This is a genomic window from Alistipes sp., assembly GCF_048465575.1.
Lineage (GTDB): Bacteria > Bacteroidota > Bacteroidia > Bacteroidales > Rikenellaceae > Alistipes.
Map to the genome: position 1 here is coordinate 71,798 of NZ_DBFWLG010000036.1, position 25,914 is coordinate 97,711.

General features: G+C 62.7%; 16 protein-coding genes. 8 read left to right on the forward strand and 8 right to left on the reverse strand.

Annotated features, from left to right (window positions below; all coding sequences use genetic code 11):
- Window positions 1-34: 34 nt before the first annotated feature.
- Window positions 35-4,144 (reverse strand): hybrid sensor histidine kinase/response regulator transcription factor, encoded by a 4,110-nt coding sequence (locus ACMQ11_RS09655; protein ID WP_418992561.1) that lies wholly within the window; start codon window positions 4,142-4,144, stop codon window positions 35-37.
- 167 nt (window positions 4,145-4,311) lie between these two features.
- On the opposite strand from ACMQ11_RS09655, the gene ACMQ11_RS09660 reads away from it, so the two are divergent.
- The 8 genes from ACMQ11_RS09660 (at window position 4,312) to ACMQ11_RS09695 (ending at window position 18,870) form a co-directional block, all read left to right on the forward strand.
- A complete protein-coding gene (locus ACMQ11_RS09660; RefSeq protein WP_418992562.1) occupies window positions 4,312-5,544 on the forward strand; it encodes a glycoside hydrolase family 88/105 protein in 1,233 nt (410 codons plus the stop codon).
- A gap of 6 nt (window positions 5,545-5,550) precedes the next feature.
- Window positions 5,551-6,855, forward strand: a complete 1,305-nt coding sequence (locus ACMQ11_RS09665; protein ID WP_418992563.1) for an acetylxylan esterase — start codon at window positions 5,551-5,553, stop codon at window positions 6,853-6,855.
- 74 nt (window positions 6,856-6,929) lie between these two features.
- On the forward strand, window positions 6,930-8,861 hold the full coding sequence (locus tag ACMQ11_RS09670; RefSeq protein WP_418992564.1) for a DUF4962 domain-containing protein: 1,932 nt from the start codon (window positions 6,930-6,932) through the stop codon (window positions 8,859-8,861).
- A gap of 108 nt (window positions 8,862-8,969) precedes the next feature.
- Entirely contained in the window at window positions 8,970-10,172 is a 1,203-nt protein-coding gene (locus tag ACMQ11_RS09675) for a hypothetical protein (RefSeq protein WP_418992565.1), read from the forward strand.
- 5 nt (window positions 10,173-10,177) lie between these two features.
- The gene (locus ACMQ11_RS09680; RefSeq protein ID WP_418992566.1) at window positions 10,178-12,949 is read left to right on the forward strand and encodes a glycosyl hydrolase 115 family protein; all 2,772 of its coding nucleotides are present in this window, start codon (window positions 10,178-10,180) and stop codon (window positions 12,947-12,949) included.
- Between the two features lie 32 nt (window positions 12,950-12,981).
- The gene (locus ACMQ11_RS09685) at window positions 12,982-16,167 is read left to right on the forward strand and encodes a SusC/RagA family TonB-linked outer membrane protein (protein WP_418992567.1); all 3,186 of its coding nucleotides are present in this window, start codon (window positions 12,982-12,984) and stop codon (window positions 16,165-16,167) included.
- A gap of 17 nt (window positions 16,168-16,184) precedes the next feature.
- Window positions 16,185-17,846: a RagB/SusD family nutrient uptake outer membrane protein gene (locus tag ACMQ11_RS09690; RefSeq protein ID WP_418992568.1), complete on the forward strand. Its 1,662-nt coding sequence runs from the start codon at window positions 16,185-16,187 to the stop codon at window positions 17,844-17,846.
- Between the two features lie 109 nt (window positions 17,847-17,955).
- Complete coding sequence (locus tag ACMQ11_RS09695) at window positions 17,956-18,870, forward strand: DMT family transporter (protein WP_418992569.1); 915 nt, start codon at window positions 17,956-17,958, stop codon at window positions 18,868-18,870.
- 22 nt (window positions 18,871-18,892) lie between these two features.
- Here ACMQ11_RS09695 and ACMQ11_RS09700 read toward each other — a convergent pair whose 3' ends face one another.
- From ACMQ11_RS09700 to cls, 7 genes are all read right to left on the reverse strand, one after another.
- Entirely contained in the window at window positions 18,893-19,480 is a 588-nt protein-coding gene (locus ACMQ11_RS09700; protein WP_418992570.1) for a phosphoglycerate mutase family protein, read from the reverse strand.
- Between the two features lie 37 nt (window positions 19,481-19,517).
- Entirely contained in the window at window positions 19,518-21,158 is a 1,641-nt protein-coding gene (locus ACMQ11_RS09705) for a DNA repair protein RecN (RefSeq protein ID WP_418992571.1), read from the reverse strand.
- A gap of 93 nt (window positions 21,159-21,251) precedes the next feature.
- Complete coding sequence (coaBC, locus tag ACMQ11_RS09710; RefSeq protein ID WP_418992572.1) at window positions 21,252-22,472, reverse strand: bifunctional phosphopantothenoylcysteine decarboxylase/phosphopantothenate--cysteine ligase CoaBC; 1,221 nt, start codon at window positions 22,470-22,472, stop codon at window positions 21,252-21,254.
- A 13-nt stretch (window positions 22,473-22,485) separates the two neighbouring features.
- Window positions 22,486-22,815 carry a DNA-directed RNA polymerase subunit omega gene (locus tag ACMQ11_RS09715; RefSeq protein ID WP_418992573.1) on the reverse strand — a complete coding sequence of 110 codons (330 nt, stop codon included), beginning with the start codon at window positions 22,813-22,815 and terminating at the stop codon, window positions 22,486-22,488.
- A 2-nt stretch (window positions 22,816-22,817) separates the two neighbouring features.
- Complete coding sequence (locus ACMQ11_RS09720) at window positions 22,818-23,636, reverse strand: outer membrane protein assembly factor BamD (protein WP_418992574.1); 819 nt, start codon at window positions 23,634-23,636, stop codon at window positions 22,818-22,820.
- A 168-nt stretch (window positions 23,637-23,804) separates the two neighbouring features.
- Window positions 23,805-24,419 (reverse strand): porin family protein, encoded by a 615-nt coding sequence (locus ACMQ11_RS09725; RefSeq protein WP_418992575.1) that lies wholly within the window; start codon window positions 24,417-24,419, stop codon window positions 23,805-23,807.
- Between the two features lie 38 nt (window positions 24,420-24,457).
- Complete coding sequence (gene cls, locus ACMQ11_RS09730) at window positions 24,458-25,822, reverse strand: cardiolipin synthase (RefSeq protein ID WP_418992576.1); 1,365 nt, start codon at window positions 25,820-25,822, stop codon at window positions 24,458-24,460.
- Window positions 25,823-25,914: the final 92 nt, after the last annotated feature.

The window sequence follows — 25,914 nt, forward strand, 5'->3', positions numbered from 1 at the left end:
TGCCCGATTCGGTTGTGCGGATCGATCCAAAGAGTTATTCCTGCGGTTCATTTTCACCGTTCGGAGCGGTTTCCCCGGCTTTTTCAGCCGCGTAGCGCGAGGGCGCGACGCCGTACTGTTTGCGAAAGGCGGCCGAGAAATGAACCAGGCTGTTGAATCCCGAAGCGGTGGCTACCTCCGAAACGCTCATGTCGGTTCGGCGCAGCAGCCGTGCCGCCAGATTGAGCCTTACGGACTGGATGTAGCGTGCCGGTGAGAGTCCGGTAGCGGCGGTGAGTTTGCGGTAGAGACTCGCGCGGCTCATGCCGATCCGCTGGCAGAGGGCATCCAGGTTCAGAGCCGGGTCGGCAATGTCGCGGTCGATGGCCTCGGTGAGCTGTTGCAGGAACTTGTCGTCGTCCGTGTCGATCTCGACGCCCAGGTTTTCGAGCGAGAGGCGCTGGCCGTAAAGTTCCTTGAGACGTTCGCGCGAAGAGATGATGTTGCGCACCTTGAGGATCAGCGCCCGCATGTGGAAAGGCTTGGTGATGTAGTCGTCGGCTCCGAACTCCAGCCCCTCTTTCATCTGGAGCACGAACTGGCGCGCCGTGAGCAGCACCACGGGGATGTGGGCCGTGCGGGGGTCGTGCTTGAGTGCATGGCACATTTCCAGACCGTTCATCACGGGCATCATCACGTCGCTGATTATCAGCGAGGGCATTTTTTCGAGTGCCAGCAGCCGGCCCGAGCGCCCGTTCTCGGCTTCGATGACGCGCCAGTAGGGCGAGAGGCTGCGGCGGATGTAGGTGCGCAGCGGACGGTTGTCCTCGACGATGAGCACCAAGGCGTCGCTGCGTTTTTCAGGGAGACGGACGGGGGCATCGGACTCCTCCGAGGGCTCCTCGGCATAGCGTTCGAGCGCTTCGCTGTCGCGGTAGTTCGTGATGATTTGATCGGGGCGGAAATGAGCATGCCCGGTAGGGAGGTATACGTGGAACGTGCTGCCGCCGGCAGGCGTCGATTCGGCCCGGATTGCGCCGCGGTGCATCCCGACGATACCTTTCACGAGCGAAAGCCCGATGCCCGTACCCATCCGTCCGAACGAGGATTCGCGGACCTGGTAGAACGGATCGAAAATGCGTTCCAGATCGTGCGCGTCCATGCCGATGCCGTCGTCCGTAAGTCCGAGATGGAGGTATTGCTCCGCCTCGGCATAAAATTCCTTGTCGTGCAGCACGACGTCGGGCAGCGCCGAACGATCTACGAGTTCCGTGCAGAGGGTGATGCGGCCTCCGTCCTGGGTGAACTTGAACGCATTGGAGAGCAGGTTCAGCACGACCTTTTCGAAAAGCCAGCGGTCGTACCACAGCATCAGTGGCCGCTGGGCGGATTGGAAACGGTAGTCGATGCGGTGCTGGCGGGCCTGGTGGTTGAAAGCGATGAAAATCTCCTCGGTGAAACCCGCGAAATCCCCCTCGGCGACCCGCACGGTCATCGTGCCGGACTCCTTGCGCCGCAGGTCCATCAGCTGGTTGATAAGCAGCAACATGCGCCGGGCGTTGGCTTCGATCATCCGCAATCCCTCCCGGGTCGGCGGCAGCGGGTTGTCCGCCGAAAGCATCTCTTCGAGCGGAGAGAGAATCAGTGTCAGCGGTGTCCGGAGTTCGTGAGCGAAACTGGTGAAAAGGTCGATGCGGGCCTTGTAGAGTTCCTCTTCTTTTTGTTTGATAAGGACGTGCCGCCGCAGTCGATGCCGCTCGCGTGCATGGCGCAGAACGAGCCGGGCTGCCGTGCCGAACAGAAGCGCATAGAGCAGCCAGGCCCACCAGCGGAGCCACAGAGGCGGTAGAATTTCGATTGCGAGGGTAGCTTCTTCGGGATTCCAGATGCCGTCGTTATTCGACCCGCGTACGCGGAAGAGGTAGCGGCCGGGCGCGAGGTTGGCATAGTTGACTTCCCGGTTCGAACCTGCGCTGCGCCACTCGTTGTCGGCTCCGTCGAGTTTGTAACAATAAGCGTTGCGCTCGGGGTAGACGTAATTCAAAGCACTGAATGCGAAGCTGAGGTTGTTTCGGTCGTGGGCGAGCCGCAGCCCCTTTCCGGCCGGGTACTCTCCGTCGAACGGGCGGTTGTTGACGTGGACCGACGTGATTACGACGGGCGGTACATAGGTATTGGCTTTTATCCGGTCGGGGTTGAAACTGACCAGGTAGTTGTCCCCGCCGACCCAAATCGTATTGTCGTCGGAGACCAGCGCCGAGGCGGGTGAAAATTCCTGCACCCTCAGGCCGCTCGAATGGTCGTAGGTCCTTCGAACGCGGTTCCCGGCGTCCAGCTCCGAAATGCCGGTCCGAGTAATGACCCAGATACGGCCCTGGCGATCCTCGACCGCCGAGCAGACCGTGTTGTCGTGAAGACCCTCCCGGTGGGTGACGGTCGTGAAGCGGTCGGCCGCGGGGTCGTAGATGTTCAGGCCGCCGTCGGAGGTGCCCGCCAGAATGCGTCCCCGGCTGTCGGCAGAAATTGTCGTGATGCGGTTACCCCAGATCGAGTTGCCGTCGTCGGAGGTGTACCGGATGAGTTCGCCCGAGGGACGGTAGCGGTAAAGTCCGCGGCTGCGGGTGCCGATCCACAACTCGCCGTCGGGCATGGAGTGGAGGGCCGAAATCTGGTTGATGTTGAGCGTGCGGCCGTCGTTCGATACAAGGTCGCGGTCCCGGATGCCGTCCGTAGCGAGGTATTTGAGCCCGTGAGCCGAATAAGTACCCAGCAGCAGCGTGTCTCGCATGCGCGCCAGGGCGTAGATGGCCGTATGGTCGGGATTATGCCATGTTTCGGTCCAGCGGCGGGTGCGGGTATTCAGCGAATGTAACTGACCGGTGTAGAGTCCGGCATAAAGTATTTCATCCGCCAACAGGAGCGTCTTGACGTTATTGTCTTTGTACAGATCGCCCGCGATGGGAGTGCAGGGGTAATGGTCGAACCGCTTCGAACGGGTGTCGAACCGCAGCACCCCGCCCGCATCGGTGCCGATCCAGAGCGCATCGCCACCGGGGTCGGCGACCAGGGCGCTCAATACCCCCGGCAGATGGCCGCTCTGCCGCGGGTCGTAATGGCTGAACATCTCCCGCTGCGCATGGGCGTAGTTGACCCCTCCGGCATACGTGCCGGCCCAGAGCGTGCCGGCCCGGTCGATATAGACGGTCTCGACGGCGTAGTGAGAGAGTCCGCCCTCCTCCTGCGGAGTTTGGTTGTAACTTTCGGTCAGTCCCGTTGCGGGGTCGTAGATGCGAAGCCCGTCGTAGGTGCCCAGAACAAGCCGTCCGCCGGGCTGTTCGGCGATGCTTCGGATCAGGTTGTCGCGCCGTTCGGGGGCGGCGGCGATGATCGTGCGTTCGAGCATTTCGCCCGTTCGGGGATCGAGCATGGCGAGCGTTCCGGTATTTGCGTAGCTGAAATGGATGAGTCCTGCGGAATCCGGGTAGATGAGGTTCACGGCACGGCTGCGGTCATCGCGGATGAGGTGGTGCAGCGTGCCCGAAGCGGAGAGCGTGGCAAGGCCGCGATCGTGGCCTACATAGAGCAGCGAATCGCAGTAGGCCAGGCTGTAAATGCGTTGCGGTAACGAGTCGACCCGCTGCGGTTCTCTTTCGACGTCGTCGATCCTGTAAAGCCCGTTGTAGGTGCCCAGCCACACGCCGCCCGCCGGATCGGTGCAGAGCGCATTGATCTCGTTGACGTTTCCCGTATGCCTTGTGCGGTCGACATAGCAGCGCGTGAAATTCCCCGACCTGGGATCGTAACGGTTCAACCCGTTGGTCGTGCCGATCCACAGTCCCTCGCCGCGGTCGCGGACCATGCAGCGGATGTAGTTGTCGCTCAGCGAGAGCGTATCGTGCAGTTCGTGCCGGAAGACGCGGAATCCGTAACCGTCGTAGCGGTTCAGGCCGTCGCGCGTGCCGAGCCAGAGAAAACCTGCGCCGTCCTGGATGATCGATACCACGGACATTTGCGACAGCCCGTCGCTGACCGAAAGATGACCGAAATGCAGCCGGCGTGTCTCTGCCACGGTGTCCGTGGGCGTATTCGCCCGCACGGTGGCTGTGGCCGGCAAAAGAGCCGTCAGCAGGACGAGGATGCGATTCGGGAAGAGGTTGCGCTTCATGACCCAAAGATAGGATATAATCGGAATAGTCCGTTCGGGCGCGACGGTCTTCCGACCGGTCGCAGGGCGGATTGAAACGCAGGAATAAATCGCTGAACGTTTCGATTAACCCCGTGCCGGCGATAATCCGTTCCTTTGTCTGTGGAAACGAATTCCTGAAATCCCTGATGAAAACTTTTTTTACTCTCTGCCTGTTCCTGCTCTGCTCGCTGCCATCGCGTGCTGTCTTACCCGACGAGGCGTTGCTGCGCCGAATCGCGGACCGTGTTTTGTCCGAGTATACCCTCTCGTATACAGACCGAGGAACGGGTTCGATCTACCGGAGTGTGGATGAAATACCGCAGGGTGCTCGCGTGCGCCTGGGGTGCAAATACATGGACTGGCATTACAGTCTCGGTGTATTGGACAGGGCCATGATACGCATGACAGAACGGTTCGGCGATGATCGCTTTGCCGGGTTTGCGGAACGGCAGATCGATTACGCCCTCGCGGTTTACGACCGTTTCGGCGTCACGGAGGGCGAGGACCACGAGCCGTTCCATTTTCTGCGCAAGTTCAACGAGCTGGACCACATGGGAGCCCAGTGCGCCGCCATGATTCTTCTGTTGGAACGCCGTCCCGCCAAAGCCGCCGTGTACGATCCCTGGATCGAACGTGCCGCGGACCATATTCGCCGGATACAACTCAGGTTCGCGGACGGTACGCTGGCGCGCACGTGGCCGCACCGCCCGACCCTCTGGGCCGACGATCTCTACATGGGGCTTTCGTTCATGGCTATCTATGCAAGCCGGTACGGCGACCGGAAGATGCTGCACGACGCCGTGCGGCAGGTGCGGCGGTTCCACCGCTACCTGTGGAATCCCGCGGCGGAGCTGATGTACCACGGCTATTACGGCGATCTGAAGCGCCCGGCCGGGGCGCACTGGGGCCGCTGCAACGGCTGGGTGATGCTGGCCACCTGCCATCTGTTGGACGTGCTCGAACCCGGAAGCGGGGAGCACAAAAGGGTCCTCGCGCTGCTCGAACGCCAAATAAGCGGCATCGTGAAGCGTCAGACGGCATCCGGGCTGTGGCGTCAGCTGCTCGACCGCGAGGACGCATGGGAAGAGAGCTCCTCGTCGGCGATTTTCATCTATGCGATCGCCCATGCCGTATGCGAGGGGTGGATCGACGCCCGCTATGCCACCGCCGCCCTGCGCGGCTGGGAGGGGCTGCGACGCGAAAAGATCACCCTCGGGGGCGAGTTGCGCGACGTCTGCGTGGGTACGGGTATCGGCGACGACATGCCTTTCTACTACAACCGCCTCCGGGTAGACGGCGAGACCCACGGCACGGGGCTGGTGCTGGAAGCGGGTCTGGAAATACTGCGGCTTAAAGAGAAAATGAATCCGAAAAAATAACCTGTCATGAAAAAACTGTTGCTGCTTGTTTTCCTGTCGATGCTTGTAGGTGCGGCTTCGGCAATTCCCGAGGGAAAAATACGGATCGAAATCACGCCCGACCGGGCCGACAGTTGGTGCTATGCCGCGGGCGACAGCATCGCCTACGACGTAGCGGTCACCGTAGACGGAAAACCGCTGCGCGGCGCTCGGGTGAAATACACGTTCGCCCGCGAAAAAATGCCCGCCTGCCTTACGCAGCAAGCCGTGCTGGCGGAGGGCCGCATCCGGGTGAAGACGGCGGGTTTGTCCTCGCCGGGGTTTCTGACCTGCCGCGTCTTTCTGCTCGACGAAGCAGGCCGCACGGTGGCGCAGGATCTGGCGCAGGCGGCCGTCGAGCCCGATCGGCTGCGTCCGATGACCGATCTGCCCGAAGATTTCAGGGCGTTCTGGGAAGAGGCCAAGGCCGGGCAGGCCCGGATTCCGATGCAACCGCTGGTCGTGCGCGCTGCGGAGTGGTGTACGGAAGAGGTCGAGGTCTACTACGTCCGGTTGCAGAGTTTCCGCAAAGGGAATTATGTGTACGGCTACGTCTCGGTTCCCCTTGCCGCAGGGCCCCATCCCGCGGTGCTCTACCTGCCCGGAGCGGGCGTGACGAAGATCGAGCCCTCGCTCTACATGGCCGAAAAGGGGGTCATCACCATGACCGTCGGCATCCACGGCATCCCGCTCGACATGCCCGAGGAGAATTACGTCTGTCTGAAGAACGGCGCCTTGTACGACTACCCGCTCTTCGATCTGGATGACCGCGACCGCTATTACTACAAGCGGGTGTTCATGGGGTGTCTGCGTGCCATCGACTACCTTTTCACCCGGCCCGAGTTCGACGGCGAGCGGATGATGGTCGCGGGCGGCAGCCAGGGCGGCGGGCTGGCGATCGTCACCGCGGCGCTCGATCCCAGGGTACGCTATTTCGTCTCGTTCTATCCCGCCCTGTGCGACCACATGGGCTACCTTTACGACCGGGCCGGCGGCTGGCCGCACCTCTTCGACCGGGTGCGCACGGCCAACCGCACGGCTCGGCGCATCCTCAATTCGCGCTACTACGATGCGGCCAATTTCGCACGCTTTGTCCGTGTTCCGGGCTTCTTCTCGTGGGGTTACAACGACCTTTCGTGCCCTGTGACCTCCATGTATTCGGCCTACAACGTCGTCACGGCACCCAAAGAGTTGGTTTTGGAACGTCGCAACGGACACCGCCGCAGTGTGCGTCAGAACAATTCGGCCGACGAGTGGATGCTGCGCCGGTTTTTCGGAGAGGGTGCCCGATGAACGGAGCGGTACTTTTTCCGGCGATGTTGCTTTGTTTTCGGATTGCCTTTGTAGAACCTCAAACACGGATCGATATGAATTTCTCCCGCATTTTATGTTCGCTGACGGTGCCGACTGTCCTGCTTCTGAACGCCTGTACGGCCGACGAGCCCCATTTCGAATACCCCGAACCGAAACCCGATACCGGAATCCGGCATCCGATGCTCTTCTTCAACTACTGGCAGGGCGAGCAGCTTCGCACGGCTATTCACTCGACGCACCTTGCACAGTGGACCCGTTTCAAAGCCCAGGCCGATGGGAAAGTCCGGCGCGATCCTCCCGCTTACCGGGAGGATGCAGGCGAACAGCTGTGGCAGCGCGAGGTGGGCAACACCGTCGCGGCGCTGGCCGTGGCAGGCTACCTCACGGGCGATGAAGCGTATTTCGAGGCCGCCGAACGGTGGGCGCTCGCTTCGTGCAGCTATCCCGCGTGGGGCCGCGACGACACCCCGGACGGCATGGAGTACGGACTGGCGTACGGGCACCAGCTGTTGGGGTTGGCGATGCTGTACGATTACGGGCAGCGCTTTCTTTCCGAAGAGACCCTTGCGACGCTGCGGCAGACGATGATCGCCCGTGTCGGGCGGCAGTATGCGGCCTATGCGTCGCTGGAAAAGGCCTACATCCAAAATCACACCTGGATCAACGTCTGCGGGATGCTGGCCGCGGCTCTCGTGCTGCGCGGCGAGGCTCCCGAAGCGGCGAAGTGGATCGCGTTCACGCAGCAGATGCTCGAAAAGTCGTCGCGCCTGCTCTCGCCCGACGGGGCGAGCCAGGAGGGACCCGGCTACTGGCAGTACGGCATGGAGTTTCTGATGATGGCTTTCGACCTCTCGCGCGGGGTGGGAAGCGATTTCTATGCGAACAGTACGTGGTGGAAGCACACGGCGGACTACGCCGCCTGGATGACCCTCCCGGCCGACAGGTGTACTGCCGAAAACAGCATCGTCGACTGGGCCGATGCGCCCCGCTATGCGTGGTACGGTCCCGAGCACCTCTACCGTCGTCTGGCAGCGCTCAACCGCGATGCCCGTGCACACTATTTCGCCGACAGGGCAGTCGCCTACGACACGACCTCCTCGTGGCTCAACCTGGTGTGGTACGATCCGTCGGTTTCGTCGGTGCTCTTGCCCGCAACGCCTACCTTGCGCCATTTCGAAAACATGGGTCTCGCGGCGGCACGCACCGACTGGAGCGGAGACGAGTCGCTCGTGGTTTTCCGCTGCGGCGCACCCTTGGGCACTTTCGCCCACACGCAGCCCGTCGGCTCCTATGTCGAGTCAGACATGGGCCATATCCATCCCGATGCCAACCATTTCATCCTCTATGCCAACGGCGAGTATGTCCTGCGCAACAACGGCTATGTGAAACGCCAGACCAAGTACCACAATACGCTGCTGGTGAACGCCGTGGGGCAGTGGGGCGAGGTTCGCACCTGGTTCACGCCTTGGCCGCTGACGCCCGGGCGCGATCCGCGGATTGTGGAGGCGTCGGCAGAGGGAGAGGTGGTCCGCATCGCGGGCGACGCTTCGGAGGCCTATGCGGATGCGGCGGGGGTGAAACGCTTTGTCCGCAAACTCGTCTGGCTGAGAAAACACGATGTGGTGATCGTTTCGGACGAGGTGGAACTCGCCGCGGCCGGAAATATCGAACTGTTGTTCTATCCCGAGCAGGCCCTTTCGGCAGACGGCGAAAACGCCGCGGAGTCGACCACGGCGCGCAACTCGATCCGCATCGAGAACCTCACTCCGGCGCAATCGACGCTCCGGCTGGGTACCGGGGCCGTCGAGGAGCGCAGTTCGACGCGCAGCGAGGAGCGTCCGCTGGTCACGATTGCGGCTTCGGCCTCCTCGTTGAGGCAGGTCACGGCACTCAGTTGGGCCGCGCTGCCTGCACGGGCGCCTCGTGTAAGCTACGACGCCGCGGCCGGAACGGTCGCGGTCGGCGAAGAGACATTCGTCCTGTGATTGAACGATTCGCTTCATTTTCCGAATCGCTCGGATAAGCCCGCCCCGAAGCGAATGGCTACCTTGCATCGGCTGCATAATCCGTGGACCAACCAAACGATAACCGATATGAAAAGATTCAATCTGATGATCCTTGCCGTCCTCGTCTTTTCGTCTTGCAACGACGTGGACAAGATACTCGGCCGCGAACGGACGTTCACTGTCGAACCGGCCACCACCGGGTGGCCCCGCAGCGAGTTCGGCGCCATCGCGCGGAGCTACCGCGTGACGGCTTCGGGAGCCGAGGGGAGTTGGAGCGCCCGGCTGCTCGACGGTGCGCAGGGCTTCGTGCTCGAAACCGATCCCGGAAGGGGGTGTTTCACCGTCTCGATCGGTCCGAACACGGGCCGGGTCAACCTCGCGGACAAGGTTTGCGTGGCCTATGCGGGCGAAATGATCTACCTCGATCTGATTCAGATTTCCAACTATTTCTCCGTCAGTCCGGGGCGCGACGTCGGGGGCGGCATCTGCAAATATACCGTAGCCGACGACGGTTCCTCGACCTACACGGGGGTCATCGCCAACCCGGGAAGCGGCCGGGTTACGGTGGGCTGGGTGAGCGGGTCGGAGCTCTTTACCGCCTTGCTGACGCCCGAGGACAAACCCGACGCCCTGCGCTTTACGGCTCCGGCCAACACCACGTTTTTCCCGCGGGAGGCTGTGTGGGAGGTGGCCGTTTCGGACAAACCCGACCAGACAGTTCGGATCGACGTCTGGCAGGCGGGGCTGGAGGTCCCCGCCGGCGCCGAGCCCGATGCGACGGCCCCGGGCGGCTACTGCTATCCGCTCGTGTGCGGCATCGACGTCGCGGGCGTGGATGTTCCCGTCGCGGCGACCGACACCTGGAACGATGTGTTCGATCCGCAGAAACTCCTTGCTCAGAACGGCACTGCCGCGAACCTCACGGCGACGGTCAATCCCTGCCCCGAGGGGTGGAACGCCCCGACCGAAGCGCAGTTGCGCCGGATCATCGACCCGGCGTGCTGGACCTGGAACAAGACGGCCGACGCCGCGGGACCCAACTATTTCTACTGGAACATGCGCGGCGGCGGGCGCAGCGACAAGGAGATTTTCGGAGCCACGCGCACCCATCCCGAGGTACGTTTGTGGTCGAGCGAAACCCGTCCCAACGCCCAGCCGCAGGCGTGGCGCGTCCAGATCAACCGCAGCTCGAGCGCCAAAGTCCAGATTTCGAGCGCCGGCCGCTTGACGGCGATGGGTTCGGGCAACTACCGCTATGTCGTGCGCTGCGTGCGCGAAGCGGAAAAATGACGATCATGCCGAGAAAATCAACATACCTGAGAGGATTGCTTTGTGCCCTGTTCACGGTCCTGGCGTCCACCATCGCAGCAGCTCCGCATGACGGTTTTCCGCTGGTCGCGGGCGGTCGCCCCGCGCCGGTCTGCCATGCGGGCCGCAGCGAGGTCGTCCGAACGGCTCTTGCCATCTACGAGGAGGATGTCCGGCGTGTGGCCGGCTCGGCTCCGGCTCGGCGGGCGGCTCCGGGGAATGGGGTGGTCGTCGTCGGCACGCTCACCGAGCGGGAGCGGATCGAACCCCTGTTGCGCGCATGGGGTGTCTCCGTGGCTGAGATCGGCGGACAGTGGGAGGCTTTTCGCATCACGGAAGCCGTGCAAGGCACACAACGTGCGCTGTTCGTCGTGGGCAGCGACGCCCGCGGCACGGCCTACGGGGTGCTGGAACTCTCGCGTCTCATGGGGGTCTCACCCTGGGAGTGGTGGGCCGATGTCGCCCCGCGCCGGAGCGATAGCGTGGTGCTGCCCGCAGGATTCGACCGAACCGCCTGTCCCTCGGTACGCTACCGGGGTATCTTTCTCAACGACGAGGACTGGGGGCTCGATCCGTGGGGCACGCGCTTCGAAGCGAGCGATGTGGCCGGGAAACTCGGGCCGAAGACCTATTCGCGGGTGTTCGAACTGCTGTTGCGCCTGAGAGCCAACACGATCTGGCCCGCGATGCACGCTTCGACCGTGGCGTTCTACCGGGTTGAGGGCAACCGCGAGGCGGCCCGCCGTTACGGCATCGTGGTCGGCACGTCGCATTGCGAGCCGATGATGCGCAACAACGTCGGCGAGTGGGACCCGGCGCGCTACGGAGCCTATGATTTCGCGGCCAATCGCGCCGGGGTCGAGCGCTACTGGCGCGAAAGGGTGCGGGAGGTATCCCGCGACGAGACCCTCTTCACGCTCGGGATGCGCGGCATACACGACGGCCGGATGGCCGGAGCCGAAACCCTCGACGAGCAGACCCGTCTGACGGGCGAGGTGATCCGCGCCCAGCGCCGGATGCTCGGCGAGGAACTCCGGCGGCCCGTGGAGAAGATTCCCCAAATGTTCGTGCCTTACAAGGAGGTGCTGGCCATTTACGATAACGGCCTGGCGGTGCCCGACGACGTGACGCTGATGTGGTGCGACGACAACTACGGCTATCTGACGCGCCTGTTGAATGCCACCGAGCGGATGCGCAGCGGCGGAGCCGGGGTCTACTACCACGTCTCCTATTACGGCAAGCCGCACGACTACCTCTGGCTCGCAACGACGCAGCCGGCGCTGATGGCCGCCGAGATGCACCGGGCCTGGGAGCATGGCGCCCGGACGATCTGGATACTCAACGTGGGCGATCTGAAACCTGCGGAGTACCACACCGAGCTGTTCCTCGACATGGCCTGGAATATCCGTTCGGTCGATCCCGCCCGCACGGGCGAGCACCTGGCGGGGTGGCTCTGCCGCGAATTCGGTCGGGAGGTGGGCCGCGCTGCCGCGCTGCTTATTGAGGAACACTACCGCCTGGCCGCCCAGCGCAAGCCCGAGCACATGGGGTGGAGCCGCATCCAGCAGCCGGGGTTCCCGGGCGGCTTTTCGCCCGTGGGCGATACGGAGTTCGGCTCGTTTGCGCCGGAGACTTTCGACCGCCTCGAAACATACGCGCGATTGCAGACCGAGGCACGGCGCCTGGGTGCGCAGTTGCCCCGCGACCGGCGGGACGCCTGGTTCGAACTGGTCCAGTATCCGGTCGAAGCGGCTGCGCTGATGAACAGGAAACTGCTCTACGCCCAATTTGCCCGCCGCTATGCCGCCGAGGGGCTGGCTGCGGCCGGGGAGTATGCCCGGGCCGCCCGGCAGGCCTACGATTCGATCGGCCTGATTACGGAGCACTACAACCGCGAAATCGCCGGCGGCAAGTGGCAGGGCATGATGTCCATGTCGCCCCGCGACCTGCCTGTTTTCGCGGCCCCGGCGTGCGACGGCCTGCCTGCCGGGAGGGGCACGGCGTTGTGGGTCGACGGAGCGCCCGGCCGGGTGGGTGTCGATACCGTGGTGTTGCCCGCATTCGTGCGCTCTGCTGCGAACCGGGTGACTGTCAATCTATTCAGTGCATCGGAGTCCACTTTGGAGAGCCTCCCCGCGTGGCTTCGAGCGGAGCGCCGGCGCATCGTGCCCTCGCACGAACGGCTGACGCTTCGAGCCGACTTTTCCGCTCCGGGCGGTGCGGATTATCTTTCGATCCTCTCACGCGGCCGCCGTTACGTCTTTCGTGTCGAACGGGTGGACGATGTCGGCGAGCCGGGTGCGGCCATGGTCGCGGGCGTGGCTGCCGTGGCCGGCGACGGTTTCACGAAAGCCGACGGCCCGGTCGCCGTCGTCGAGGGCCTGGGCCACAGCGGCCGGGCGCTCTCGGTAGAAAAGGGGGGCCGCGCGGAGTACCTGCTGCGCTGCGACCGGACTGCCGAAGCCGACGTGGTGGCCTGCTTCGTACCCCGCCACCCAGCGGCGACGCAGTATCTGCGTTTTCGCCTCGTGGTGGACGGCGCCGAAGCGGGGGTGTTCGATCTGCGGGAAACGTTCGGCTCGGAAAAGTGGAAGATCGATGTGCTGCGCAACCAGGCGCGGCGCGGCGTGCGCATCCCGCTTGCAGCGGGCCCGCACCGCATCGGTATCGAACCGCTGGACGAAGCGTTGCTCGTCGACGGGGTCTTCATCGACCGCACCTTTCGCCGGCCCTATGTCCTGCGGGGCTTTACCAGATAGCAACCGAAAACCAAACCTATAACTCAACCGATATGAAGAACTTTTTACTGCTGCGTGCCTTGTGCATGCTCTCGGCGCTCCTCGTTTGCACGGGTGCCGGAGCCCAACATGCAAAAGAGGTCCGAGGCCGTGCCACCGACGCATCGGGGCGGCCGCTGGCGGGCGTAACGGTCATCGAAAAGGGGACCACCCGCGGCACCACGACCGACACGGATGGCGCCTACGTGCTGCGGACCGCATCCCACGAGCCGACTCTGATCTTTTCGATGCTCGGATACGCTACGGTGGAGGTAGCCGCAGGCAGCCGCACCGAGGTGGACGTCACGCTCGGCGAGGAGGCGAGCGAGATCGACGAGGTAGTGGTCGTGGGCTACGGATACGTTCGCCGCGTGGACCTGACCGGGGCGGTGGCGTCGGTCAATACCGACGAGATGCGGAAAGCCCCCGTGCGGTCGTTCGACGAGGCGCTGGCGGGCCGCGTGGCCGGGGTGCAGGTCACCTCGTCCGAGGGCGAACCGGGTTCGTCGGTCAATATCGTCGTCCGCGGGCAGAACTCCCTCACGCAGGACAGTTCGCCGCTCTACGTGGTGGACGGGTTCCCGCTGGAGAGCTTCAACACCTCGTCGCTCAACCCGGCGGACATCGTTTCGATCGACGTGTTGAAAGATGCTTCGGCCACGGCCATCTACGGAGCGCGCGGGGCCAACGGCGTCATCATGGTAACAACCCGCAGCGGCCATGCCGGCCGCACGCAGGTGAGCTACGAGGGTTCGTTCGGCTTGCAGAACACCACCAACCGCATGGAGCTGATGGACCCCTACGAATTCGTGAAGCTGCAACTGGAGATCGACCCCTACCAGGCCCGCAAGAGCTACCTCAAACCCAACTCCGACGGGCTGGATACCCGCACTGCGGATTATTACCGCTATGCGCAGCATGTCGACTGGCAGAAACGGGTGTTGCAGGTGGCGCCCATGCACAACCATACGGTCTCGCTCACGGGCGGATCGAAAGCGGTGAAATACGCCGCTTCGCTCAACTACATGGGCCAGGAGGGCGTCGTCCGCCAGTCGGGCTACGACCGCGTCACGGGACGCCTGCGTCTGGATGTCGAGGCCACGAAGCACCTGAAAGTGGGCTTCAACACCAGCTACTCGTGGACCAGTCAGTACGGAACCTCGGTGCGCATGCCCTCGAGCAATGCCGAAGCGTCGCTGACGCTCATGTACAACATGTGGGGCTATCGTCCCGTGACGGGCGGCAACATCGACGACCTGCTGAATGCCGACGAGGATACCGAGATCGTGGAGATGACGACCTGGGGCAATCGCTACAACCCGATGCTCTACCTGAATAATGAACAAAAGGATTATGCGCAAAATACGTTCGCAGCCAATGTTTACGGCGAATACCGCTTCGGCAAATACCTCAAGTTGCGCGTCTCGGGCGGCATCAATCGCAACACGGCCATCCTGGAGGACTTTTTCAACAGCAAGCATCCTTATTCGCAGAAGATCGCGGGCATCATCAAGGGGGTGAACGGTTATGCGCAATACGAGGTCCGGCAGTCGCTGCTGAACGAGAATACGCTTACTTTCGACCGCACTTTCAACCGCCGCCACCACCTGAACATCCTGGGCGGCGTGACGGTGCAGGAGTACAAATACTTCTCTTTCCGGGGCACGGCCTGGAACGTCCCCCGCGAAAGCCTCGGCATTGCGGGTCTGGACGAGGGCGAAGCCCAGCCGCTCAATTCGTCCAAGTCCCTCAACCGCATGGTTTCGGGTCTGTTCCGCCTCAATTACGATTTCTCCCGCAAGTATTATGTGACTTTCTCGTTCCGGGCCGACGGTTCCTCGAAATTTCCGGCCGGGAACAAGTGGGGCTATTTCCCCTCGGCTTCGCTCTCGTACCGTCTCTCGCAGGAGAATTTTCTCCGCGACAGCAAGGTGATCTCCGACGCCAAGATCCGCCTGAGCTACGGCCTGACGGGCAACAACCGGGTGGGCGATTTCGCCTACATGTCGCAGCTGAACCTCTCGAACCTCGACGGCTACACCTGGAACAACCGATTCGTTCAGGGTGCGCAACTGGCCTCGCTGGGCAATTACCGGCTCAAATGGGAGAGCACCCGGGCTGCCGATGTGGGGCTCGATCTGGCGCTGTTCGATTCGCGTATTTCGCTTACGATGGACTATTACACCAAGAAGACCTACGACCTGCTGCTCAACGCCAACCTGCCGCTCTCGTCGGGTTACCAGCGGGCGATGATGAACGTGGGGGCCGTGCGCAACTACGGTTTCGAATTGACGCTCAATACGGTGAATGTCGAGACCGAACATTTCCGGTGGACAACCAATTTCAATATCTCGCTCAACCGTTCGCGGGTGCTCGGCCTGGCGGACGGCGAGCAGAAGATGGAGTCGTTCATCAACTGGAACTCCGACTACCAGAGCGTGCCGCTCTACGAGACGCGCGTCGGGCAGCCCGTCACGCGCTTCGTCGGCATGGTCTGGGACGGGCTTTACCAGATTTCGGATTTCACGTGGCAGAACGACAGCGACCCCTCCGTGCCGCACGAGAGCCGCCAATATGTGCTCCGCGACGAGGTGCCCGACAACGGCATGGCCCGCAACCAGATCCGGCCGGGCTACATCCGCTTCCGCGATTTCGACGGTGACGGGCATGTCGGCTCGGAGGACCGCCGGGTGCTGGGCGATCCCAATCCCAGTTACACGGGCGGATTCTCCAACAGTTTCGTCTGGCGCAATTTCGACCTGAACCTCTTTTTCCAGTTCAGCGGCGGTAACAAGATCATGAACGCCAACCGCATCCTCTTCGAGGGCACCTACCGCTACGGCCTCAACCAGTTCGCCTCCTACGTGGACCGCTGGTCGCCCGAAAATCCCCGCTCGCACAACTACGTGCCCGGCGGACAGAAGGTGGCCTACTACTCGGACAAGACGCTCGAGGACGGCTCCTACCTCCGGTTGAAGACCGTGCAGATCGGCTACACGCTGCCCCGGCGGCTGCTTGCGCGGCTGCATATCTCCCGGCTGCGCATCTACCTGGCGGCGCAGAATCTCTGTACCTGGACGGCCTATTCGGGCTATGACCCCGAGGTGTCGATCTACAATTCGCCCCTCACGCCCGGATTCGACTACCTCTCCTATCCGCGCAGCCGGACCTGGACCGTGGGACTGAACCTCTCTTTCTGACCATCAAACAGTTTGACATGAAACGATCGATACTTTTACTGCTGGTCGCCTCTGCATGTGCGGCATGCCTGGATACCCAGCCCGAAGATTTCACCTCGCCCTCGACCTGGTACCGGAATGAGAAAGAGCTGGAGGCGGCGCTGGCCACGGTCTACGACCCGCTCCGGGACGTGTACGGCCTCTACCTGAGCGTCGAATTCTCGCAGGGCAGCGACGAGTGCTTCTCCAAGGAGTCCACGCCCAAGCTGGTGCCCTATTATTACAATTACGATACCGGCAACGCCAGCGTCAAGGTCGTCTGGCAGGAGCTCTACAAGGGCATCGACTGCGCCAACGTGCTGCTGGAGAATGCCGGCAAGGCGGCGTGCGCGCCCGAACTGCTCCGGCAGGTCGAGGGCGAAGCGCTCTTTCTGAGGGCGTACTACCATTTTCTGCTGACGGCCTATTGGGGCGATGTGCCCCTCAGGCTCGAATCGACCAAATCGGCGGCCGACGTCCATCGCCCCCGTGTAGCCTCGCAGACGATTTATGAAACGGCGATCGGCGATATGGAGGATGCACTGGAAATGGTTGCGGACATTCGTACTCTCGGGTTCGGGGGCCGCGTTTCGAAACAGGCCGTCAAGGGCATTCTCGCCCGCGTGTGCCTCCATGCCGCCGGGCGGCTCGGCCGGCCCGAATACTATGCCGAGGCCCGCAAGTGGGCGTGGAGCCTGATGGAGGAGGGCGTGCACGGGCTCGAACCGGATTTCCGCGAGCTCTTCATCCGGCTCATGCAGGACCGCTACGACATCCGGGAGTCGATTTTCGAGGTCGAGTGCTACGGCAATGTCGAATCGGCGGAAATGAAAGAGACCGGTCAGTTCGCGGCCTACTATACCCCCATGTATACCAAGCAGGACTACTGCGCCGACGAGCAGACACGCCTCTCGATCGCCCGCGGCCGCGGGGTCTTCTACTGCACGCCGCAGCTCTACGACTCCTACGAGGAGGGAGACCTGCGCCGCGACTGGACCATCATGCCCTACATGTACCGCAACGACGCCGTCGTCGAGCGGATTCCCTACAACGAGCCTTTCCGCTTCCGCTGGCCCGGCAAGTTCCGCCGCGAGTACGAGATCAACCTGCCGGTCTACTCCTGGGGCAACTCGACCAACTACCCGCTGCTGCGTTATGCGGATGTGCTGCTCCTGTTCGCCGAAGCCGACAACGAGGTTAACAACGGTTCGACCCCCGAATCGCTCGAAGCCGTTAACCAGGTCCGCCGCCGCGCTTTCGGGTTCGATCCGCTGACCCCGCTTGCGGAGGTGGATCTCGGGGCCATGCTGCACGACGAAATGCTCGCATACCTCCAGGCCGAGCGCGCCCGCGAACTGGCTTTCGAGTCGCACCGCCGGCTGGACCTGCTGCGCTGGGGCATCTTCCTCGAACGGATGCACCGCATCGGCGAGGAGCTGGCGGCCATCCCGCTCAAGGTGACCGTCGACGGCAAGCCGGTCGACAATCCCGTCTTCACGCAGTCGGGCTCGGGCTTCCCGATGAACAGCAACCCGACGGGGCCCGAGATGATGGCCCGGCCGTTCCGCAACGTGGCCGATAAACACTGCCTGATGCCGATTCCCGAGTTGGAAATGTCGGTCAACAAAGCCATCACGGAGAACAACCCCGGGTGGAATTAGCCGGGTCGCCGGTCCACGGAAAGGGGATGCACCGTTCGGCGGCGCACCCCTTTTCTTTTGCCGGACGGGTTAATTTTCGTACCTTTGCGGCCGTAAAAATGGGCAGAATATGAAAAAAGGGATACTTTATGCCGTGCTGGCTTCGGTGTTGTGGGCCATCGTCAACCCCTTTATCAAGCAGGGGCTGAGCTACGATTTCACGCCCATGAACTTTGCGGGCCTCCGCTTCATCGTCGTGGGCATCCTCCTCTTCGCCTACACCGCTCACCGCGGCATGTGGGCCGAGATCGTCCGCCACCGCAGGCTCTTCGGCAACCTCATACTCATCAACATGTTCCTGGGCTACACGGGGTTCTATTTCGGCGTCGATTTCGTCAGCGGCGCCATCAGCTCCATCGTCATGGGCCTCACGCCGCTCATCAACGTCCTGCTGGCGCACCTTTTGGCCTCCGACGACCGGCTCAATCGCTACAAGGTCATGAGTCTGGCGGTCAGCCTGGCGGGTCTGCTGCTGATCGTCGGCACGGGCGGCGACGGCCGGCCGCTCGACTGGCGCGGCATCGGGGGTATCGTGCTGCTGCTGGCGAGCATCGTATTCCAGGGCTATTCGGCCATCTCCGTATCGGAGGACAAGGGCAAGGTCGACCCGGTCTTTCTCAACGCCGTGCAGATGTTCTTCGGCGGCCTCCTGATCTACGGCGTGGGCGTCGGGGCGGAGGGCTTCCAACCGTTCTGGGCCAAACCCGCCGGTTTCTATCTGAGCCTCGGGGTGCTGGTCTTCATCTCGGTCTTTGCTTTCAGCTTCTGGTTCATGGCCCTCCGTACTGCCGGAACGAAAGTCAGCGACATCAACATGTGCCGGCTGATCAATCCCGTGCTGGGCGCGGTGCTCAGCTGGATCATGCTGCCCGGCGAATATCCCCGGTTCAGCACCGTGGCGGGCATGGCGGTCATCGTCGGTTCGCTTCTGATCTATTTCAAGGGCGAGCAGTTCGTACAGCGCTTGCGCCCGATGCGCGGATAAACCTCCCGCTGGACGCTCTTCGTCAGGGCATCCACTCCAGAATGCCCATAACCGGATTTTTCGCCCGCCACGCTGCGAACTCCTCCCACGAGCGCACGCCGTCGCGGATTACGGCCTGGTAGTATTCGATCCCCATGATCTTCTGGTCGGCGGGCGTGTCGTACTTGATTTTCAGAATGGCATACCGGGTCTCGGGGGTCAGCACGGCCGCAATTCGGTCGGCCACCCGTTCGAAATAACCCTCCCAGGCCGAACCCCGAGCCATGTGGATCAGGTCGATCTGCCACGGCTCCCCGTCGGTGGCTTCGTACCAGGCGTGCCATTCGAGGCATTGGTCGGGGGCGTCCAGCAGGTTCGTGTACCCGATGCGGCGGATGCGTGGGTGGCGGGCCAGCCGGGACATGGCGGCGAAACTGTCGGCGATCCGCAGAGGCGAGGAGTAGATGTGAAAATCGATGTCGCGGTGGGTCATCAGCAACCCCGACCGGAGCGAGCCCACCAGGTTGGGCTCGGCACCGACCGAGCGCCAGCAGGCTTCCAGTTCGCAGTCGCGGATGACGTCGCGGGCGCGCTGCTGGTTGGCGGCCGCAAGGTCGAGAATCTTGTCCATATAAGTTTGCTATTGAGGGCGGAACGTACGTTCCGGGTTATTCGCCGAGCAGAATGCGGGCCTGGGCCAGTGCGGCTTCGGTAATTTCGGAGCCGGAGAGCATCTTGGCGATTTCGCGGGTACGCTCGACGGCCGTGAGACGAGCGATGGAGGTCTTTCCGTCCGATTTCGAAACCACGAAATGCGCTTCGCCTTTCGAGGCGACCTGCGGCAGGTGGGTAATGTCCACGACCTGCATCGTGCGGGAGAGCCCGTCGATGATAGCGCCCATGGCGTCGGCGATGCGGCCCGAGACCCCGGTGTCGATCTCGTCGAAAACGATGGTCGGCAACTGCTTGTGCTCCGCCAGAAGCGCCTTGATCGCCAGCATGATGCGTGAAAGTTCGCCGCCCGAAGCGATGCGCTCCGCGGCCTGTGGTGCGACGTTGCGGTTGGCTGAGAAGAGAAACGCGATCGTATCGCGGCCCGTGCTGCCCAATTCGCCTGCTGTCACCTCGACCCGGAACACCGCCTCGGGCATGCCGAGCCGGGAGAGCATCCGGAGCATGTGTTTTTCGAACTCCGGAGCGGCCTGCTCGCGCGCCTTGTGGAGTCGGTCGGCGAGGGCTTCGGCCCGGGTGCGGGTTTCGAGCAGTTCGGCTTCGGTGCGGGCGATCTCTTCATCGCCGTGGGTGATGGCCGCCAACTGCGCCGCATAGCGGTCGCGGGCGGCGATAAGCTCCGCCTCGTCGGCCGCGCGGTGTTTCTGTTGCAGGGTGAGGAGCGTATCGAGCCGCGCGGAGAGCTTCTGCAACCGCTCCGGATCGGCGTCGATGCGCTCGCTGTCGGCGGCTGCGGCCTGGCCGATGTCTTTGAGTTCTTCAATGGTCGAACGGATGCGCTCGGCGTACTCCCCGGCAGCGGGGTAGTGCCCCCGGATGCGGTTGAGCCCGTTCTCGCACTCCTTGAGCCGGGCCAGAACGCCCGTTTCGTCGGCATCGAACGCGTTGCGCAGCGCCGCGAATACCTCGCCGATGCGGTCCGCATGCTCCAGCACGGTCAGTTCCTGCTCGATCTGCTGCTGTTCGCCCTCGCGGAGATTCGCGGCTGTCAACTCGTCGTGCTGAAAGCGCAGCCACTCCTCGTCGCGGCGGCCTGCGGCGGCCGCCTCCCGGAGGGCTGCGAGGCTGCGCTGCAACGCTTGCAGGCGGGCGTATTGCTCGGCGTAGGAGGCGAGCAACTCTGCGTTGTCAGCCACCGTGTCGAGCGCTGCCGTACGGAACTGCTCGGAGGAGAGGATCAGGTTCTGGTGCTGCGAGTGAATATCCACCAGCCGTGTGCCGACCTCGCGCAGCTGGGTGAGCTGCACGGGCACGTCGTTGACGAAAGCGCGGCTCTTGCCCGCCGGGGTGATGATGCGCGTAAGTGTCGTCCGGGGCGCATACTCCAGGTCGTTCTGCTCGAAAAAAGCCTCCAGCGCCAGCCCCTCGATGTCGAACATTCCCTCGACGACGCAGTTGCGCGTGGCGTCCTTCATCGCCGAGCCGTCGTTCCGGGCGCCCAGCAGCAACCCCAGCGCCCCAAGCAGGATCGACTTTCCGGCACCCGTCTCACCCGTGATGATATTCAGGTGCGGGTCCAGCTCCAGGCTCAGCGAGTCGATCAGGGCGTAGTTTTCAACCGACAGACGACGTAACATACCAGTGAAATCTAAATGAAGAATTATGAATTAAAAATTTCAAAAGCGGCCGAAAGACAACGGACGAAACGGCGAATGATCAATCGATGGGCGCTACCGCTCGAAAAACCGCTCGATCCGTTCGACGATGCGGACGGCCACGTCGCGTTTGTTCATCAGCGGCAGCTCCTCGTGCCCCCTGCGGTCGATCAGCGTCACCTTGTTGGTGTCGCCGCGAAAGCCCGCACCGGGATCGCGCAGCGAGTTGAGGACGATGAAATCGAAATGCTTGCGGATGAGTTTAGCCTCCGCATTGTCCGCTTCTTGGTCGGTCTCCAGGGCGAATCCCACCAGCAGACGCTTCCCTTTGCGGGCACCCAGTTCGGCGGCGATGTCGTGCGTGCGGCGCAGTGTGACGGTCATCTCTCCCTCGCTCTTTTTGAGCTTGGTCGGACTGACCTCGACGGGGGTATAATCCGCCACGGCCGCGCACATGACCCCGCCGTCCGCCTCCTCGAAAGCCGCCGCTGCCGCCCGGTACATCTCCTCGGCCGAGAGTACGTCGACGCGCTCGACGCCTGCGGGCGTCGGCAGCGCGGTCCGGCCGCTGACGAGCGTCACGCGGGCGCCCCGGAGGGCCAGCTCCGCGGCGATGGCGTAGCCCATCTTGCCCGACGAGTGGTTGGAGATGAAGCGCACGGGGTCGATCTGCTCGATCGTGGCCCCGGCGGTGACGATCAGGTGCTTACCTGCCAGTGTCTTTTTTTTTTCGGCCAGCATCTCCTCGACGAACGCCACGATCTGGTGCGGTTCGGCCATGCGGCCCTTGCCCGTCAGCCCGCTCGCCAGTTCGCCCTCCTGGGGCTCCACGATACCGACGCCCTGTTCGGCGAGCCGCCGCAGATTCTGCTGCGTGGCGTGGTGGGCATACATGTCCAGGTCCATCGCCGGAGCCACGACCACCCGGCAGCGGGCCGAGAGGTAGGTCGTCAGCAGCAGGTTGTCGGCGATACCTGCGGCCATCTTGGCCAGCGTGTTGGCCGTGGCCGGGGCGATCAGGTAGCAGTCGGCCCACTCGCCCAGCGCGACGTGGGAGTTCCAGGCGCCGTTTTCGGGGTCGAAGAACTCCACCAGGATGGGGTTTTTCGAGAGCGTGGCCAGCGTCAGGGGCGTAATGAACTGCTTCGAGAGCGGGGTCATCATCACGCGCACATCGGCGCCGGCCGTCTTCAGTAAACGACAAAGCACAGCGGCCTTGTAAGCTGCTATGCTGCCTGTGATGCCCAGTAGTATGTGCCGCCCCTCCAGCGGGCGTGCGGCGTGCTCGGAATCCATTGCGGGGAAGCCGTTACGCCTCTTTCTGCTCCTTGGCTCCGTCGCGGTAGAAAAGTTCGCCGTCGAGGAACTCTTCGGTGGCGATGATGACGGGCTTGGGCAGGCGCTCGTAGTAGCGCGAAATCTCGATCTGCTCCCGGTTTTCGAAAGTCTCCTCCATCGTGTCGGTGGGCGACGAGAAATCGGCGAGCTTGCGGTTGAGTTCGCTCTTCAGTTCGGTCGAAATCTGGTTGGCGCGGCGTGCGATGATATTGACGGTCTTGTACACATTGCCCGTCTCCTGGTCCAGATCCACCAACTTGCGCGTGACGGTGTTGTTGGGAATGTTCTTCTTGATTTCCATTTCTATATGTTGTTTTCCTTGTTGTTGCGGTCCAGGTAGTCGCGGGCGTGCTTGGCCATGCGCTCCACCTCTTTAGTATGCTCCGACTCGGGAAACTCCTCGCGGAACGAGAGGTAGGAGTCGAGCATCGAGAGGTAGCGGTCCGTCTGCTTCTCGGCGATGGAGTTGCTGGCGAAACGGTAGCTGGCGTCGACGATGAGGTACATGATCTGCTCGCGGTGGTTGCTCTCGGGGTAGAGTTTGAGGGCGTTTTTCAACGCAGTGATGGCCGACTTGTAGCGGCCGATCTTGTAATAGGTGTAGGCGTTCAGGTAGGCTTTGTCGTGCAGCCGCTGCGTCAGCTCGGCGTTGATCGACTTGAAATTCTCTACCTGGTCGCTCTCGGGGTAGCGCGACATGAATTCGTTGATGGCGATCAGCGCGTGCCCGGTCATGGTCTGGTCGCGCGAGGGCCCCGGCGAGAGGTAGTAGAAGCAGAGCGCGTACATTCCTTCGGCATCCTCGACAAAGGGGCTGTGACCGAACGTGCGGCGGAAATCGTCCAAAAGGGTCGAAGCGGTGTCGTAGTCGCGGTTCTTGAATTTGCAGCGGGCGTTGAAGAACGTGATGCTGTCCTCGCGGGGGGTGCCGACATAGTAGTGCTGCACGCCCTCGAAGAGGGTCGAGGCCCGCGACCATTTCTCTTTCTCGTAGTATTCCAGCGCCTTGCTGTATATCAGGTCGGGCTGTCCGCTCTTGAGCAGCGAATTGATGCCTGCGCATCCGCTGAGAATGACCGCCACAGCCACTCCGCACAGGAGGTTTAAGAAAGTCTGCTTCATGTATGAATCTTTTACGGCGCTTTATCGCGCAAAGTTACGCATAAATAAACGATTTGCAAAAAAAATTATTGCCTCGTGCGGTGCGGAAGCAGTGCGAACCTGCATCCGGCAGGGGCGCCCAAAAGAAACCCCCGCCGAAGCGGGGGCAGTGGGGTTGGGACGGGTGCGTCAGAAGAAGAAGCCCAGCGAACCGCCGTAGACGATGTCGTGCGGGACCTGAACGCGGGTGGTTACGCCTTTGGAGGTGAACGTCTGCCAGACGTGCGAGCGGGGATAACCCGAGACGCGCAGGTCGATGAAGAATTTGCGGATGTTGATTCCGATACCGCCTATCAGAGCAATGTCGCTGTCGTTGAATTTCACTTTCAGAAGCTGCGGGGCGCTGCTGCGGCCGGTGTCGGCCACACGGAACTGCGCGCCGCCGAAGATGCGCACTATGCCGAACTGGAGACCCAGCTGGACGGGGATTTCGAGCCGCTCGGTGCGCAGCCTGACCTCGCGCGTCGAGTAGGCGCTGCGGGCGTGCAGGGAGTAGTTGACGAAATCGTAGTTGAACTCCGATTGCAGGTGGAGGTGTTTCGAGAGGTTGAACCGCACGACCAAACCGGCCTGGTAACCGACCTGCGCCGGACCGGGCGAGAACGTGTAGTCGCCGATACGTGTACGGGCGGCCTTGTATTCCGTGGCGTTGATACCGCCGTGGATACCGACCTGGAACCGTTGCGCCGAGGCGGTGCCGGCCGCCAGTAGGAGGACCAAAAAGAGGAGGACAAATTGTTTCATGACCAAATTGACTGATTTAAAGGTTTTCGTAACGGCGGTTACATGACAGGTGACACCAGACGCAGCACATCGCCCAGGGTTCTTCGCCAGAGCGGTTGCCCCCACTGGCCGGGCGGGATGCGCCGGCACAGGGTCAGGTCCCGGTCGAACGTGGCGGCCAGTTCGCCGACCGTTTCGCGGTCGTAGAGAAAGGCCGTCACCTCGAGGTTGTACCTGAGCGAACGGTAGTCCAGGTTGGCGGTGCCGACCGAAGCCACCCGGTCGTCCACGATCAGCAGCTTGGCGTGCAGAAATCCGTTTTCGTAGCGGTAGAGTTCGACCCCGGCGTCCAGCAGGTCGCCGATGTAGGAGTCGGACACGAGGTCCGTGAACGGGGAGTCGCTGCACGTGGGGATCATCACCACGACCCGCACCCCGCTGCGAGCAGCCAGGCGCAGGGCGTCGAGCAGCATGCCGGGCGGCATGAAATAGGGGGTGCAGATGCGTACCGCCCTGCGTGCCCGAATGATCGTGGCGGCGAATGCGTCGGCGATCGCTGCTCGGCAGCGGCCCTCTTCGGACCAGGCCAACTGGATCGGCAGCCGTCGGCGGATGTCGTGCGGCGCGATGTAGAGCGAAGCGTCGAGACGCTCCGCGCTGGCGCGTGCCCAGTCGGCGATAAAAAGTCGTTGCAGGTCGGCTACGGCGTCGCCCTCGATGCGGAGGTGCTCGTCGCGCCACTTGCCCATATAATCTCCGTCGAGGTAGTATTTCGCAATATTTATGCCACCCAGGTAGGCCACGCGCCCGTCCGTTACGACGATCTTGCGGTGGTTGCGCCGTGTCACGGCAGGCCTGAACCACGGGAAGCGGATCGGCTCGTAGGCAGCCGTCCGCACGCCCGCCTCGCGCATGCGGCGCAGCATCCGCCGGCTCAGGCGCCACGAACCCACGGCGTCGTAGATCACCCGTACCTCCAGCCCCGCGCGTGCCTTGCGGATCAGTATTTCGGCGATGGTGCGCCCGATGCGGTCGTCGCGGATGATGTAGTACTCCATGTGGATGGTGTGCGTGGCCCGTTGCAGCGAGGCGATCAGCGCTGAAAAGGCGTTGTTGCCGTTGTGCAGCAGGGTAACCTCGTTGTGCCGTGCGGGAGGCGTGCCGCAGCTGCTGGCGATAAGGGTTTCGAGCCGTCCTCCGCAATGGCCGGGCGTGCCTGCGGCGGGCGTTGCGCGGCGGTAACCGGCCAGTATGTAGAGCAGCGTGCCTCCCACGGGCACGAGGAAAATCAGCGCGATCCACGTTGCAGCCGCAGCCGGCGCGCGCTGTTGGCGCGTGACAACCACAAGGGCGCAGAGCGTCCAGAGGAGGTGAATCACCAGAAGAATATACATACGCCGCACGCCCGGCACGATCCGTGCCATAAAAAAGATTTGGAAATTCGGATTTTACTTTCTACCTTTGTCTACACGATACACAAGGGGTTCTGGCCTGCATGGGCCAGGATTCTTATTTT